This is a genomic window from Dapis purpurea BLCC-M126, assembly GCF_050015975.1.
Classification (GTDB): Bacteria; Cyanobacteriota; Cyanobacteriia; order Cyanobacteriales; family Microcoleaceae; genus Trichodesmium.
In genome coordinates this window covers 13,423-30,089 of sequence record NZ_JBNHER010000058.1, presented here as the reverse complement: position 1 = coordinate 30,089, position 16,667 = coordinate 13,423, and the positions used below count along the sequence as shown (strand labels likewise).

The following is a 16,667-nucleotide window of genomic DNA, read 5'->3' as shown; positions in this document are numbered from 1 at the left end:
TCCTTGGCTGAAGAATCCCGCGCTCTCCTGTAAGGGAGCGTCGGGAGTATGTCAAAAAAAGAACATTACAAATACTTTCAAACTTTAGAGAAGATGTGAAATAATTTCCTAAAATTACTATAGCCTCAAAAAATTTTGAGGCTATAAAATCTTACTTTTGACTTTTGAATTTTGACTTTTAACTTCAGTTTTCCTACTACCTACTCCCTATTTTCATAATGATTAAAATAGCTACTTGGAATGTAAATTCAATTCGCAGTCGTCAACAACAAGTTATAGAATGGTTAGAAGTAAATAATGTTGACATCCTCTGTTTACAAGAAACTAAGGTTATTGACCAAGATTTTCCGCGATCGCCTTTTGAAGAATTAGGTTATCATACTTATGTTTCTGGTCAGAAATCTTATAATGGTGTGGCAATTTTTAGCCGTTCCCCAATGCAAGATGTTAGTAGTGGGTTTGCTCCTATTTTAGGTGATAATAAAGTAGGAGATTTTGACATACAAAAGCGGTTAATTACTGGAGTAATAAATGATGTCCGTATTCTAAATCTTTATGTTCCTAATGGTGCTAGTGTAGGTAGTGAAAAATATGATTACAAACTTGATTGGTTAAAGTTGTTGCTAGAATATGTACAAATAATTCTTGACAAATCACCAAATTTATGTATTTGTGGCGATTTTAATATTGTGCCAGAAGACCGAGATATTCACGACCCAGAAGGTTGTAAAAATTCTGTGGGATTATCGGATGCTGAACGGCGAGCTTTACAAGAAATTCTCAAGTTAGGATTAGTGGATGCTTTTCGGCAGTTTACCAGCGAGGGTGGTCATTATAGTTGGTGGGATTATAGAGCTGCTGGTTTTCGCCGTAATCGTGGTTGGCGTATTGACCATCATTATCTTAGTTTACCCCTTTCTCAAAAAGCAACAAGTTGTATAATTGATAAGTCTCCAAGACAGTTACCAAAACCTAGCGATCATGCACCAGTTATTGTGGAATTTTAAAGTAAGGAAGAAGTAAGAAGTAAGAAGTAAGAAGTAAGAAGTAAAAAGGCTTTAGTTATCTAGGAGAGAAGGGAAGAAGGAAAGATTGAAGTAATAATTAAGTAATTGTAGAAACCATTTGCTATCTGTTAGTTAAGATAGCAATCCGCGCTTATGTTGTAATATTTTATCGTAGGGGTTTGTTCTCCAAACCCAAGCGCAAATAGAATTTGGAAACCTGACCCTTACAGTTTTTTTCACCAATCATTTCATGTTGCTATAGTAAATTTTTTATTTGGTAAATTTTTTGATTGAACTATTAATAGCTCACCAAAAGTAATTATGTTTTTAGTAACAGGAGCAACTGGAGGATTAGGTCGTAGAATTATTAGCATATTGACAGAAAAAGAAATGTCAGTCCGCGCCTTTGTGAGACTAAATTCTATCTATTCTGAATTAGAAAATCGTGGAGCTGAAATCTTTATAGGCGACTTAAAAATAGACAAGGATATTTACAAAGTTTGTCAAGGAATTGAATATATTATTAGTGCCCATGGTGGTGCGGGTGATGCTCAAGCAGTTGACTATCGATCTAATATTGAACTGATAGATTGTGCTGTGAAAGTTGGTGTTAAACACTTTGTATTTATTTCTGTATTGGGAACAGATCGTGGATATGAAGATTCACCAAATTTTAAGGCAAAAAAAGAGGTAGAAAAATACCTCAAAGCTAGTGGTTTGAATTATACTATTTTGCAACCTTCTGGTTTTGCTTCTAATCTATTACCACTGGCAAAAATATTTAGAGATACAGGAATTTATCTACTTATTGGAGAGTCTAAAAATCGCACTTCGATAGTTAGTACAGATGACTTGGCAAAAATTGCTGTGAATTCTGTTTTTGTAGAAGCTGCTTGTAATCAAATTTTGCCTGTGGGGGGACCAGAAATTATTTCTAGAGGAGAAATTTCTCAGATACTTAGTAGAATTTTTAATCGGGAATCTATAGTTATTAATCCACCTTTATTTGTATTTGATGGATTACGGAATACTCTGGGATTATTTAATCCAGAACTACAAAAAACTTTGGGTACTTTAAGAGTATTATTGGCAAATGAATTTTTCTGCACTCCAGAATAAATTGAGAATTTAGAGAGAATATTTGAGATGAAAATGGAATCTGTAGAAAGTTTTATTCGCCGTAAAATGGGAATTTCAAGAATTTAGAATTTAGAATTTAGAATTACCTCTTCTGATAAATAAATAGGATTGGGTAAAATGATTTTTTTCTTTTTTATCCATCAATTAAAATAATATTTATATCAATCTTAAACAATTACTCAAAAATTTAAAAAATGCAAAAACCTACAGATAATCAATATCCAATTAATGAGTTACTAAAACAACGTTGGAGTTCTTTAGCTTTTGGTGACAAAATGGTTTCCTCAGAAGTATTACTTTCACTTCTAGAAGCAGCAAGATGGTCTCCTTCTTGTTTCAATGAGCAACCTTGGAGTTTCATAGTTGCTACTAAGGAAAATCCTTCTGAATATGAGCGTCTTTTTAGTTGTATAGTAGAAGGAAATCAACCTTGGGCAGGTCTTGCTCCTGTATTAATGTTATTTATTGCTCAACTTTCTTTTGACAAAAATAATCAACCTAATAGACACGCTTTTCACGATGTAGGTTTAGCAGTAGCGTGCCTAACTTTTCAAGCAACAGAAATGGGTTTGATAGTTCATCAAATGGGAGGTTTTGATGTTGATAGAGCTTGTGAATTATATAAAATATCAGCAGAATATGAACCAGTAGCAGCTATAGCTATTGGTTATCCAGGAGAACTGGATATTTTGCCTGAGTCTTTACGAGAGAGGGAACTTTCTCCCCGCAGTCGTAAACCGACTAATTCTTTTGTATTTACTGGAGAATTTGGCAAGACTGCTTCATTTATTGCTGATTAGACTTCACCTAATTAGTATCTTAAACTTGAATAAATTTCTGATTGTTAGTTTAACTTTCCTGATATAGGTGAACAGCAATGTCATCTGTAAAGGATGGCAAATCAAATGACACAACACCATCTTTTACTGTAACAATAGAAGTTTCTAAAACACCAGTATCAGGTTTGATAATATCTGATTTATAGCTCCCATTTGCTAGAGCTAGATTCTCAAGAATTAATTTTTGGGAATCAAAATTTACACCTTGTTTTCCACTTTTAGAAGATATATATGCCACAGTTTCTTTATTTGAAGAAAGAACATATTTGTGCAAACCAATTTCAGACTTAATATTACCTTTGAACCAAAGATTTGGATAGTCAACTAGACTGTTCCAGAATTCCCTGAGTATGAGTGCATCATTTTCAAAATCATTCCATCCATTGGGATCGTAATTATGTTCATACCCTTGTATTAGCTTAGAATCTAAAGATTTCATATAAAGGTCTATCTGCTGACACTTTGCCATCATAAATTTCCACATATACTTACGAGTATGAACCCGATGCTCTGGGTTACGGTAAGTGTATTTGCGCTTGTTATCATCCCAACTTTCTTGAGGAATATAAGGCTTTTTGTACTGGATACGCCAGTTTATGGCATTTTTAACTCTGTGAGCTTTACCATAGATGAGTAAATCAAAATAAGGTCGGCTAAAGATCCATGACCTTTGCGAAAATCTCCCGTATTTTAACCCCCCTGTGTCCATACCTAAAATTATTGATTTATTTGGCTCCAATTCAGCATAGCGATCGCGTACTGTCTTGGCCATGACATTAATCCACCGTTGTACTTTTGACCAATTACTATGATTTTCAGCAATTTCGTGAACTAGGTCATAGTAAACGTTATCAAGATCCGCCGTCATTTCCACCAATTTACTGAACCAGGCTTTTTGTGCTTCAACTAAACCTGTTTCTTTATCTGCAACAGAGTGGTAAAATTTGAGTCTATTCTCTCTTAAAATATCAGAAAAAGAATTTATATTATTAACTGGATTAAAGAAGTGGCCGAACCAATTAACCTCATTAAGACGAAATTGCCAACCATTAATCATCAACAAATGAATAATAATTCCTTTTGACTGTAAATATTCACATTGTTCTCGAAAGCGTTGCCAGTAACTATCATTAAACCTGGTTAGGTCAAACTGTCTACTTCCAGGAGTCACCTCTTCATAAGGAAAAAGCACATTATCCAGGGAGCCACCATTTTGTTGGGCAAAACTTTCAATGTAGTTCCAACTCATGGGTGGGTAAGCACGAACATGATTGATGCCATGTTCTGCTGCCCAGTCAGCCCATAGTTTATAATCATAAGCATCTTGAGCTGCATAAAAAATGAAATCCGATAATCCTCCAAATGACAATAGAGGCTTTCCCTGATGGGAGAAATAGACAAACTTAGTACCAGTCTTTTCTAGTCTCAAAGCTTGGTCTACCATTTCCTGTTTGTCATTATCACGGTTGACAGTAGATGGAGTATATGTACCCATCAAGCTACTCAAATTTATAGTTTTTGTCGCCACCGTGACTGCAAAAGTTATCAACCCTAAAATTATTAGTAGCCACAAAAAATGCTTTTTTTTCATGTTATTTACTAACTCAACTGTAAATCTTGGGAACAATAGTTGATACTCCAGGCAGATAAGTTATGGGTAATAAAGGCCAGAGAATAGGTAAACGCCATAAAATTTCCCGTATGGCAAATAACCCTTTTCTTGTTGCACCGTTGGGAAGTAAAATATGTATTTCTTGCTTAGACTCCTCAAGTGAAATGTGGGGATGGGTTTGGGACAAACTTTGCCATCGGACTTCTATATCGCTATAAATAAGACGTTTAAACCAGTCAAAGTAACAAAAGAAGGTGATTAAACGAATATAATTAGCAGATAAACCATTGTAAAGAATCTCAGATTTATTCCCTTCTTGGCAAAACTTTTGATGGGCTGAGAAACTGTTTATAATTGACGTCCAGGGAATAAAAACTGAATAAATCGCGATGTATTGAAAGAATGGTGCCATCTGAGCTAAATATATTCCAGTGTGGAAAGCTGCACCCATGGGAATGTAAAGCCAGACCAACCTAGGAAAAATTAACACTAAAAAGAAAGTACCTTCATATAAAACTGCTACATAAGAAAATATCAAGGCTAATGTATGTTGTTGAGCCAACCATATTCCTAAAGGTCTATCCCAGGTTAGTCCGTCGCTAAGTAAGTAGGCTTGGAGAGTATAACCGTTTAACCAGTCTAGTCCACCACGTACTAATTTAAATACTGCTGCACTAAGATATACAAAAGCAAACATCCACCAAAGCAAAATAATTGGCCATCTGGCAAAAAGACTTTGCTCTTCTGTAATACTAAAGATAGTAAAATTTTTTCTCTTAACATTTAATTTTATTCTTTTCCCTAAATCATCAACAGATAAAACCCTACCGGCAGGACTTAAAGCAAGTATTAAAAGTGCTATTATCATTAAGGCTTCTGGATGATGGAATTTGCCGAATGAGTAAACATAACCTTGCAAAAATAAATTACCCACAGCAAAAACGATTAGACTAAAGTTTGTCTTAAATCCGAATAAAGAAAAAAACCCAGCAATAATGCTTAACCAAAATATACTGGTTAAAAACCAATCTGGTGGAGCAGTATTCAAACCAAAGGGCAAACTTAAAAGTTTGACAACCAGTGTAGGATTATATTTTGCACCAGGACGTGTTGCACGCTCAAGTATTGTACCTAAGAAATCATTCTGCACAATAATATGATAGAGCTGAAAAGCAATTATTATAATCCGACAGATTGCTAAATTAAGTATTGGAGCTGGTTGAAACCAGTATGAATCCCAAATTCTCCCAAACTGATTCAAGTTTCTAGAAAAATTTATAGATAATATCATTTTATTAGCTTCTAAAATTCAATGTATTCTGTTGTTTTGTCCTGAAGTTTTACGCCTTCTTTTGATATAACAAAAGACTGCTTTTCTAGGCGTATACCTATCAATTTTTGGTTATATTGTTTTTGATATATATCGACAAATTCATTAATCATTTTATCTTTTTTGCGTCTGATAGCCGGAAGATAATATCTTCTAAACCAATAAGGACTTAAATTATAATCGGGTATTTTGAGATCTTTATTGGTGATAGAAACTTCACTCGAATCTTCTAAAATTCCAAATATAGTTAATTTACTAACTATAGACCCTTCTTTCTTAGCTGATGAATACATAGGATATTCTAAAAAAGGATAAAGATAAGGATCACACCTTGATACAAAACGACAAAAAAGGCTCAAAGCAGTTCCACCTTGAAGAATAAGAAAAGTCAGAATAACTAGAGATGTTAGTTTAATTGAGATTTTATTAGAATCGACTTGATCTTGATGTAACATAATTAATACTAACCTGTTTAATTAATTCATTTCATTAAAACACTAATTAATTATATGATTTAAGTCTTTTTTCCTATATAGAAAACATAGCCATAAAACTCTTTATATTTCAAATATAATTCAGCTTCATGCCGTTGGTTTTCTACGAGTTCTTCAGCAGTTTTATTATCTACATATTTTTGCAAAAATTTTTCCTGTGCAGAAACTTGCGGAGCATAAAAGTTTTCAGTCCAACAATTTTCAGGCAGAACAAAAGTAGCAATTGGAATATATCCAGCTTTTTCCATTTGTTTCACCTTATTTGAAATAGTATCTATTTCGGGATATTCATTATTCCAAAACTCATCAATTTCCACAGGTCGTTCTTGAGTCAACCATGATACCTCTGAAACGGCAAGGAATGCTCCTTTCTTCAAAAACTTATACCATTCATTTATGCCTCGTTCAAATCCAATATTATATATTGCTCCTTCTGACCAGATTAAATCTAATTCTTCATTTTGAAAAGGAAGGTTATCCATTGAACCAATAATACCATTAACTCTATCCTGGAGATTCAATTTATGACTATTAATATTGAATAAATCTATAAAGATGGGAGACAGATCGATGGCTGTAATATTCCCTGAGGTATGATTAGCTATTACTATTGTTTGACCACCTGTGCCACAACCTATATCAGCAATTTTTGATTCATTTGTCAGATTATCAATACAGTTTAAAGCTTTAATAGTTACTTCAGGACTTCCAGGCCCTTGTCGTTCTATGGTTGAATAATATTCGTAGATTAATTTCAAATCAAACTCATGAATGGATTTATTTTCATCACTCATGTTTTTTCCTTATTTTCTGTAAAATTTTTGTCTTTTTCAGATATCAGAAAAGTTCATCTAAACTTAAAATGATAAATAAATTTTAATTTCTTCTTATTCTCAATCAGAATATCATTTTTGGATACTTAGTTATGAATCAAATATTTTAGTAGGAAAGTTCCTTTGAACTTCCCTAGTATTCCCTAATCGAAATTTATTGATCTTAATAGTGTTAATTTAATCATTAACATGAAGAGTAATTTTTTGATTTTGCAGTTTCTCTGCTACCCAACGCTCAAATAATTCACCATCTAATTTTTTCCTAATTTCAGGATTATCTAAAGAAGCGCCTTGTAATTGCTCTAGTCGAAATATAGTCCAAAATTTATTTGTCTCAAATGGTCCTAAAATGTCTCCAGGATTAGCAGAATTAACTGCATTTCTTAAATCTTCTGGCAAACTAGCTACAGTAACTGCACCCATAATGCCATTAAAACTTTTATCATTTGTGACTGAATGTTCTTTAGCTAAATCTTCAAACCTTCCTCCCTCTTCTACAATTTTTCGATGTACAGCATCTGCTAATTCTTTATCTTGGACAACAATTCTAGATAAAATTACATAATCTAGACCTGCTTTACGCTCATTAAAATATTCTTCTATTTTTTCTGAAGTAATAGAATCTCTTAATTGCTTTAGTTTAAAAGAATTTGCCATTTGTGATTCTAAAGCATTATAGTTAACTTTATTTTGTTGTAACCATTCTTGAAATTTTTGTTGGTCTTCCAGTTTTCTTTGCAATCTAAAATCAATCATTGCCTGTTGAATAACTGCTGGATTGACATTTATATCTTCTCTAGATTGCAATTCTTTTTCTATCACATATTGACGTACAATTTCTGTGACAAAAGATTGTAATTTGCCAGAGGCTTGCAAATATCTTAAACCTTGCCCCCAGGATAATTGTTCTTCACCTATTGTTAGTAGTGGTTTAGATTCCATTGGTAAAATTCCGCCCTTAACTAATATCTTTACAAATAAATTTTAGTCTATGTTAATCTATAAAACTTAAAATCTGATTCACACAATTTTTATCATATAGCAATCAAGAATCAGATATGAAAATATAGATAGAGAGTTGAGTGGATATTTGGATGTAATAACTATATAAATTCTCAGACATGATTGAGAATTTCACTAATTTCTATATCCAGTGTTCCCTGTTTCCTAAAAATCTAAAATATCTGACAATTAAAATAAGATTGCTATAGATTTTAAGTGAAAATAATTCAAGCTAAATATATAAACTTAGACTATAAAGTAAGTAACCAGGAAAACAAAGCTAAGATTTAGGAAACAAAAAAGCTGATACCTGTTGGCTGATTACTAATTACTATATAGTACCAAACTATGGCTAATAAAATTGCAGCGATCGCTCCGATTAAAGTATTGATAATATTTACTACTTCATTTGTTAACCATTCAAACTGAGACTGCATTGTTGCCCCAATTACACTCTCTAAATTAGTCGCAATAAAAGCTGCGATAACACAAAAGGCTATTCCTGTCAAATCAATTAAACCTACAGTCCAACCCAGGAAAGCGATCGCCACTGAAGCGACAATACCTGCTAAAGTCCCTTCTAAACTTACAGCACCTTCGGTTCCCCGTGGTACTGGTTGTAAAGTTGTAATTAAAAATGTCCGCTTACCATAAGCTTTTCCTACTTCACTAGCACAAGTATCAGAAAGCTTTGTACTAAAACTAGCTACATAACCCAACATTAGTAAGAGTGGTAAATTTTCTACAGAAGGATTATTCGGGTATAATAAACTAATAATCCAAACTCCGACTGCACAGATAGCAGCAGTTAAGGCCGAACCCCAAACATTTTCTGGTCCTCTTGCACCTTCGCGCTTTTCTGCAATTCCGGCAGCTTGCTTTTCGGCCATTCCAATGCGAGTAACCCCAGAACCAACCAAAAAATAAAACACTACTACTGCATATCCAGGCCAGTTCAAACTACCCCAAATTAATACTCCCAGTATCCAAGCATGAACAATTCCTGCGGAAGTTAACAATTTTTTTGGGGCAAAATAAACTAGAGTAAGTAAGATAGTATTTAAGCCCATAGCTACTAACCAGGGATTCACAGAATTAATATTAGATAACATCGCATCTACCCACAGGAAACATCTGTTGTAATTTTAACTCGAAGGAAGAAGTAAGAAGAAATGGGATGGAAAAAGAGCAAGAGTATAGCTCAAGTCTGAAGTTAAATTCTTGGTGTGATGAAATTTGATAGTTTGAGAATGTCTACTCCAGTAATAACGACTCCTATAAAATATCTCCCACTTCTTAAATAAACTCAGATCTCCAACTGAATGCTTCTTCAATTTTCGTCTTAAATTATTCCCAGATGTTTTCAGTACAAAACAACATTTATACATTGCAAGTAAGGAAATATGAATCAAGTTCTTTTTCACTTAGCTTTTCCCGTCAATGATATTGCCAAAACAAAAGAATTTTATGCCCATGGTTTAGGTTGTGAAGTTGGGCGAGAATCTCCAAACTCAGTAATTCTAAATCTTTATGGAAATCAAATTGTTGCTCATGTTTCCAAAGAAAATTTAGAACCACAAAAAGGCATTTATCCCAGACATTTTGGTTTAGTATTTAGTCTAGAAAGTGACTGGGAAGCTTTGTTAGAACGTGCAAAAAAAAATAAATTAAAATTTTATCAGCAACCTAAACGGAGGTTTACAAGTTCTCCTTTGGAACATCGAACTTTTTTCCTAGAAGACCCATTTCATAATTTGCTAGAGTTCAAATATTATTGTCATTCAGAAGCAATTTTTGGCTGTAATGACTATAAAGAAGTTGGCGATGCTGTAGCAGTTTAAATTAGTCTGCTAGTAAGTTTGGGAAAAGCTCTCAAAAAGATAATTATCTTGGTAATTTTCACTGAGAATGATATTTTTATGGGAGCTGTATTTAAAAGCAGATAACTTAAGATGATTATTAACTGAAAGATGTAAGTTGACTCGGTGAATTTACATAAAAATTTATAAAAAAGTTAAATGACTACCAAATTTAGCAGAAACTTCACCCTCAACTGAAGTAAATCAATTGTCTATATGTAAAGATTGAAGCGCTATGGAAAAGTCTATAAATGAGGAAGTAATTTTATGATTACTATATAACCGGATTTTATATTATAAGAATTAAAGGAAAAATTTGGAGATGAAATAGATATGGAAGAAGTAGTTAAGGAATAGGAAAAAGAGTCTCTATAACCAATATTTTTTTCTAGAACCACTTTTGGTTTGAGGCAATATTTTTAATCAATTATAGTAGCTAGTAGTAGGGAATGTGGTTTTTTCTACTCTATGCCCTTGTTAAAGAAATGGGTTAGATTTTTGCAGTTTATTATAAATTTATCAAAAGTAAGGCTACCTTGAGAAATTTGAAAAGATAGCTAGAATAAAGAAAAAAAGTTATTCAATCCTAAACACTTACTTCAACAAATAGTATCTGGAGCGTATTCAATCTAATCAATCAATCAAATTCATAATTAGTTTTGACTTATAGTCTGCTTTCAATTCCTCAACAATTACTTTCAAAACTTTTTCATCTGATATCATCCAAGCATGAAGTAAAACATCTATTTTGATGTCTCTACCTACTGGTACTTGAGAACTTCTTGCAGGGATAATCATGGCATCGTAAGGTGTCCAAATAGAGGTAAAATTTATTTGTTCTAATAAATGAAGATCTTGGTTGAGATTTTCTAAAAAGTCACTGTTCGGACGCATCTGCTTGGGTGCTGCTAAATTTAAAGCGTAACCTGTTAATGTGCCGTTGTGAGGAGAAGAAACAGTAATAAAACGTTCTACTTTATCAATACCTCCTAATCTTTGAACGTAGTAACGACTTACTATTCCTCCCATACTAAAACCTATTAAATCAAAGGGTTGATTAGGTGGAAATGTTTTATCTACATAATCTGCTACTTGTTCGGCTAATTTATCTAAACCTAAAATACCATAATTAGGAATTAAGTTCAGAGAGTATACTTCCCATCCTAATTGTTTTAGGTATCGAGACATTTTATCAAATATTCTAATAGTGTCAAAAATTCCGTGGATTAATAATATTGGATTAGGTTTGTTTAAACTTTCCATATATTTCTTTTTGAATATTTTTAATTCTTAAGCATTCAGTCGTCATTTATCAGCTATAAATTATCAATTTATTATCACACCAAAGGAGAAATTAGTCTCCAAGTAAAATTAAAAATTAGCAAGGAAAAGGTCATTAGTTAACCTTAGTAAGTTATTACGTTCAAAAGCTGTTTGCGTAACATTCCGAAGGAAATAAAAGGAAATTCTGAATGCTAATAGCTGAATGCTTAGTCTAATTCTATATTTTAGGATGAGGCGATCGCTTTTATTTCCTTCACTAGGACAGTTTTTTGACTGGTATAAAGTTTTTTGGTGATTATTCTGTAAATAATTAAATATATTTAAATAATTACTAATTTTTTTACCTCTGGGTTTACCTAATCATTAAATTTAGAGTCTATACTTAATTCTCATTGTGCTTAATGTAAAGTTTTATTAAGAAATATAGATAAAAGTTGCGCAATGTCATAATCAGATCGTACAGTATTAAGCTGTAACCAATACTACAAAAAAAATCATTTTAGGAGATAAAAATCATGTTAGCTTTTATCGGAGGATTATTTGCCGGAATTTTCGGTATTTTTCCGTTTGGAAAAAAGTCAGAGTATCTATTAGAATTTGATGATGCTAAAGGAAAAACTGCTCCCAAGCAAGAATCAACTCAAGCTACTGTAGCAACACCAGCACCTACAAAAACAGAAACTAAACCTGCCAGTTCTGAAACTCCAAAAGAGGCAAAAGCTAAACTTTCTGCTGCTAAAAAAGCTGAAAAAGTTGCAGCAGCAGAAGCAGTAAAAAAAGAAACTAAAGATGCTAAAAAGCCTGAAAAAGTTGAAACGCAACAGTCTACTATTCCTCAACTATCAGCATCACAACCTCCGATAACAAATTTTGTAACTTCCCAGCAACCAAAAGAGGTAGTATTATTTGCTCCTAACTTTTTAATGCCAAAACCTACAGCAAAACGTCGTCGCCCCGGTCCTAATATGGGTATGTTCAGTGCCATGGCTAAGAGTATGAATTTACCAAGATAGTATTAGTAATAAATTTATCAAGGAGTGAATAAATTAGCTTTTAAATAAATAATCGCTATGTCATAACTCTAAGTTTTTAAGAATACTAAACTACTATATAACTGAAAAGCTGGGTCCCACATTGTTTCGATTTTACGGGAAATATCAATGTGAGACTTAAGGCGACTTAATAGTTGGGTATAATCTCGACTTGTAACTTCTCCAAACGGAGCAAAATCAGACCAAGTTGGCACTTTACTTAATTTTTGGTCAATCATATTTACTAAGTCATTCCATTTACTTCTATTAGTAGTTTGTTGTGTCAATAGGGGTTGCTCTTGAGTCTGAATCTTAGGAGTAATTCCTTTTTGATATTGATAATTTTGGTCACAAAATCTAATAATGCTACGGCGACTAGAAAGATGTAAATCTAATATATTTGCATAATCTTGAGTCATTTTCTTATGACGAATTTTTTGGGAACGTCGCCGAGGATCGTAATCCATTGCATTTATAAAAATAGGTAATAATCCTTCAACTTTTGCTACTACTTCTGACCAATCAAAATTTAAACTTCCCATTTTATCTTGCTCATTTAAACAAACAATATTTGCCTGAGGAGAAATAGATTGAAAATATTGCACTCTGAAAATATGTATCTTTTCAATATCTGATATTTTTGCCCAAAATACAGGAATACCTGCTTTGAGCATTTCTTCACCATAAACTTTTAATTCTCCAATTGCTCCCAGTCGATAAATTCGCCAACCTCTATTTTGTAGTTGCATTCTGGCTGTATAAGTGTCAATTTTCATAATTCTAGCCAGATTTTTAACTGCTTCCTGTTTATTTTCTTTGCTAATTGGTTCAATAATAAGTAATCCTGGTTCTATATTTTCAGGATTAGATTTGGCGACAGCGATCGCTTGTTGTTGGCGATTTTTTTCAATATTTTCTATTCTTTTTAAACCTTGACGTGCTTGTATAACTACTTGTGGATTTGTTGCATCTTTGAGCAATTTTCTATAAAATTTTTCTGCTGATTCTAGTTTATCTGTCTCTTCATACCACCGCCCAATATATAGTTGTACCCACAAATTTTGAGGATGTTCTTTTTGTATTTTTTTTAGTAGTTTGGCTGCCTGTTGATAATTTTTTTGTTCTAGCAGAGTCGCAACTTCTTTAATTTCTTTCATACATAGTTGTCCTATTTTGAGTTGCCAGAAAATATCTTGGGAAAAGAGAACATCCAGGAAATAATTTCAAGCTTCCTGTCTATAACAAGAATTACAGAATCTATGAGTTATAAACACTACTTATTTCATAGTTGATAGTTTCAATTTATTGTATATAATATTGTCTTTCTATAAGTCTTGTATAATTTAGTATTTTTGATAAAAAATACACAATTTTAATGAGGTATATTTGGAAATTTTTGCTTTGAAAGTTTAAAATTAGAAGTTATACCAAACCTGATTATCAATGGATACTATTTTTTCAAATATATAAGATAATCTTGAAATACGATTACCAATAGGGCGATTTAACGGTAAGGTTAATTTCAACCAGTAAATTAATTGAGCGGTCGGGAATCCTTTGATTTAGTTTTATGACGTTTAGGCAAACTTTTACAATAGTTTTGAACTACTTCAGACATTAATACCTGCATTATTTATACATAATATTCTAAACTTTATTTTTCATCATCAGTTAATCTAACCAGAAAATTATTTTATTATAGCAATCCTATTTAAATTGTAATATTTTTGTGGTAGTTAGGAGTCAGGAGTAATAATTTTTAAGGTTTCTCATCAATCTTAAACTATTAGAAAAATTATCACAAATCATTTAGGATTACTATAAAATTTTTTACAGTATACTAATTTTACATAACAATATTAGTATATTCAGAAATACAAAATGTTGTCAAGTGATTACTTTAACTTACCAGTACAAAATTAGACCAAGCACATAGCAATAAATAAAAATTAATCATATTTTTGATGTTGGTAAAAGTGTTTACAATCATGCTTTAAAAGAGTCCAAAGAATGGTTGAAGTCAAGAAATTCACCAATCTATAGTTGTTCAATTATTTCTGAATATAGCATTCTTGCTAATCCTACCTACCCTAATTACAATTATCAAGCTAAAAGTTTAACAGTAGCACGCGAAAAGTAATCCTCGATTAAAGTCAGTAAATACTCAAGTTTGATAGCAAAATTTCAAGACCTTAGATAGAATATTTGTTGAGATAAAAAGTTTAGATAGGGTTTGCTGAATAAATATGAAAGTGTTTACAGATAAAGCTTTTGGCATTTTTAAGTCTGGAAAAAGTGCGCTCGCTTTGAGTTGAAAATCCTCAAAAAGTTAGTATTAACAGCAAGATTTGGACAGAGAAATTGAGGGATAATTCTTCCGAATGCCTTCTCGCTCATTCCTTGCTCCTCCTGTCTTCTGTCTCCTGACTCCTACCCCTCACCCATAATACTTTTTCAGCAAACCCTAGATAAAGGTTTTCCTAAATTCAAGAAAAGGATGAGAAGTTTGGTTTTTCCTGTAATGGTAAAAAACTGTTTAGGTTGTAGTAGATTTAAGCTGCCTTAATTGGATAGATCCCAAATAGTTTCTATGCTTTTCTTCTCTCCAATACAGCAGCAACTAGAGATAATGCCACTAAAGGAGCTGTAACAGCTCTGAGGATACGCTTACCAAGAGAAACAGCTTGAAAACCACTAGCGATCGCTGCTTCTATTTCCCCATTAGTCCAACCTCCTTCTGGACCTGTAGCAATTATTATTGATTCCAGTTTTTGATTATCCAATAAATTATCCAGTAAAAGCGGATAATTATTACGAGCGACACATATATATTTATGACAATTAGTCGAAAAATTTTGATTTTCAAATAATGATAAAGCTACAGAATATTCTACAGTTTCTCTAATTTTGGGAACTACTTGACGCTCTGATTGTTCTGCAGCTTCACTGGCAATTTTCTCCCACCTTCTTAACTTTTGCGAACTAGGTTTAAGCAAAGTTCTGGAACTAATAACTGGCAAAATATGAGTTACCCCTAATTCTGTACTTTGTCGAACAACTTCATCAAAATTATTTCCTTTAGGTAAAGCAGAAATTAGAGTTAGTTCTATGGATAATTCATTTTGAATCAAAATTTCTTGTTCTAAAACAGCAGTTAACTCTGTTTTTCCAAAAATATCTGGTGTAAGTTTAGCTAACCACCATTTACCCTCACCATCCATTACAATAAACCGTTCTCCTACCCCCAGTCGTAACACTCGTCTTAAATAATGCTGTTGTTCAATAGTAAGAACAACCTTTTGTCGATCAATTTGCTCGGAAGCGATCGCTAATCTTTGCAAATCAGCCATTCTATAAAAAATTTAATAGTTACAATCTACTCAAATTTCCATCATTAATCTGATGTATATACAGTGACAAACTTCTGAGGTGTGGGAGAATTTTTTTTCATTTTTAAAGTTAAATCACAATAAAACCTAGCATTTTTCAAGTAAATGGTAATAGCTTTGTTGCTATTACCATTTACTTGTTTGTCTTCAAAGTATTTTACGAGTGATATTTAGTTTGATCGTCTTCTTCAGTACTTCTGAAGTTAATTTTTATGATAGTTAACACAGCCAATTTCCCGGTTTCTATTGTACAATCACTCAGTTTCATTTATTAGATCCTTAAGTGCCACAAAATTTATGCGGTAATTTTATCCCACCGACTTATTTTTCAGATTCAGATTTACTTTGATCCATGCTTGAGCATTTTACTTTATCTTTTAATAATGCCATAGGATTTCATTTTGTCCTAAGGTAATCGCTGAGAGCTGAAAGCTAAATAGTTACCTAAAAATTAGTTTCATCATTAGTAGTTAAGCTTTCATTTTTCCTAATTTTTTCCAGGTATTCTGCGATTGCTTCAGTTGCTAATTGAACTACTGGTTTACCCTGACGCTTAGACTCCTCTTTTAGCTTGGTATAGATTTCATCCCTAACACTAACGCGATGTCGCATTTTGCTAGTATCTTTAGGCTGTTCCGGAGGTGCTACAGGTTGACTCACCTCTTGACCCAAAGTTGCAGGTTGTGTAGGTGCTACAGGTTGATTTACTGGTTGACCCAAAGTCGCAGGTTGTGTAGGTGCTACAGGTTGACTTACTGGTTGACCCAAAGTCGCAGGTGATGTAGGTGCTATAGGTTGACTTACTGGTTGACCCAAAGTCGCAGGTTGTGTAGGTGCTACAGGTTGA

At 32.8% G+C, this 16,667-nt stretch carries 13 protein-coding genes and 2 pseudogenes; 5 read left to right on the top strand and 10 right to left on the bottom strand.

Features of this window, described 5'->3' with window-relative positions:
* Positions 1-221: 221 nt before the first annotated feature.
* The 3 genes and pseudogenes from xth to ACP6PL_RS05615 all read left to right on the top strand — a co-directional run bounded on the left by xth (position 222) and on the right by ACP6PL_RS05615 (position 2,947).
* Positions 222-1,007, top strand: a complete 786-nt coding sequence (xth, locus tag ACP6PL_RS05625; RefSeq protein WP_426543415.1) for an exodeoxyribonuclease III — start codon at positions 222-224, stop codon at positions 1,005-1,007.
* A gap of 321 nt (positions 1,008-1,328) precedes the next feature.
* Positions 1,329-2,213: pseudogene (locus ACP6PL_RS05620) on the top strand (SDR family oxidoreductase).
* Between the two features lie 128 nt (positions 2,214-2,341).
* Entirely contained in the window at positions 2,342-2,947 is a 606-nt protein-coding gene (locus ACP6PL_RS05615; protein ID WP_426543413.1) for a nitroreductase family protein, read from the top strand.
* 49 nt (positions 2,948-2,996) lie between these two features.
* Here ACP6PL_RS05615 and ACP6PL_RS05610 read toward each other — a convergent pair whose 3' ends face one another.
* The 6 genes from ACP6PL_RS05610 to ACP6PL_RS05585 form a co-directional block, all read right to left on the bottom strand.
* Complete coding sequence (locus tag ACP6PL_RS05610; protein WP_426543411.1) at positions 2,997-4,577, bottom strand: hypothetical protein; 1,581 nt, start codon at positions 4,575-4,577, stop codon at positions 2,997-2,999.
* Positions 4,578-4,590: 13 nt separating this feature from the next.
* On the bottom strand, positions 4,591-5,889 hold the full coding sequence (locus ACP6PL_RS05605; protein WP_426543409.1) for a hypothetical protein: 1,299 nt from the start codon (positions 5,887-5,889) through the stop codon (positions 4,591-4,593).
* A gap of 11 nt (positions 5,890-5,900) precedes the next feature.
* The gene (locus ACP6PL_RS05600) at positions 5,901-6,383 is read right to left on the bottom strand and encodes a hypothetical protein (protein ID WP_426543407.1); all 483 of its coding nucleotides are present in this window, start codon (positions 6,381-6,383) and stop codon (positions 5,901-5,903) included.
* Positions 6,384-6,442: 59 nt separating this feature from the next.
* Positions 6,443-7,216: a class I SAM-dependent methyltransferase gene (locus ACP6PL_RS05595; RefSeq protein WP_426543405.1), complete on the bottom strand. Its 774-nt coding sequence runs from the start codon at positions 7,214-7,216 to the stop codon at positions 6,443-6,445.
* Positions 7,217-7,432: 216 nt separating this feature from the next.
* Complete coding sequence (locus ACP6PL_RS05590; protein ID WP_426543403.1) at positions 7,433-8,197, bottom strand: peptidylprolyl isomerase; 765 nt, start codon at positions 8,195-8,197, stop codon at positions 7,433-7,435.
* A gap of 347 nt (positions 8,198-8,544) precedes the next feature.
* The gene (locus tag ACP6PL_RS05585; RefSeq protein WP_426543401.1) at positions 8,545-9,369 is read right to left on the bottom strand and encodes a TIGR00297 family protein; all 825 of its coding nucleotides are present in this window, start codon (positions 9,367-9,369) and stop codon (positions 8,545-8,547) included.
* A 291-nt stretch (positions 9,370-9,660) separates the two neighbouring features.
* On the opposite strand from ACP6PL_RS05585, the gene ACP6PL_RS05580 reads away from it, so the two are divergent.
* Positions 9,661-10,098, top strand: a complete 438-nt coding sequence (locus ACP6PL_RS05580) for a VOC family protein (protein WP_426543399.1) — start codon at positions 9,661-9,663, stop codon at positions 10,096-10,098.
* Between the two features lie 651 nt (positions 10,099-10,749).
* On the opposite strand, the gene ACP6PL_RS05575 is transcribed toward ACP6PL_RS05580, so the two are convergent.
* Complete coding sequence (locus ACP6PL_RS05575) at positions 10,750-11,379, bottom strand: esterase/lipase family protein (protein ID WP_426543397.1); 630 nt, start codon at positions 11,377-11,379, stop codon at positions 10,750-10,752.
* Positions 11,380-11,915: 536 nt separating this feature from the next.
* Here ACP6PL_RS05575 and ACP6PL_RS05570 point away from each other — a divergent pair.
* Positions 11,916-12,413 (top strand): hypothetical protein, encoded by a 498-nt coding sequence (locus ACP6PL_RS05570; protein ID WP_426543395.1) that lies wholly within the window; start codon positions 11,916-11,918, stop codon positions 12,411-12,413.
* A gap of 68 nt (positions 12,414-12,481) precedes the next feature.
* Here the strand turns inward: ACP6PL_RS05570 and ACP6PL_RS05565 are convergent, their stop codons facing one another.
* From ACP6PL_RS05565 to ACP6PL_RS05555, 3 genes and pseudogenes are all read right to left on the bottom strand, one after another.
* On the bottom strand, positions 12,482-13,588 hold the full coding sequence (locus tag ACP6PL_RS05565; protein ID WP_426543393.1) for a tetratricopeptide repeat protein: 1,107 nt from the start codon (positions 13,586-13,588) through the stop codon (positions 12,482-12,484).
* 1,431 nt (positions 13,589-15,019) lie between these two features.
* A complete protein-coding gene (locus tag ACP6PL_RS05560; RefSeq protein WP_426543391.1) occupies positions 15,020-15,781 on the bottom strand; it encodes a 16S rRNA (uracil(1498)-N(3))-methyltransferase in 762 nt (253 codons plus the stop codon).
* A 483-nt stretch (positions 15,782-16,264) separates the two neighbouring features.
* Positions 16,265-16,667: pseudogene (locus ACP6PL_RS05555) on the bottom strand (hypothetical protein); the annotation flags it as partial.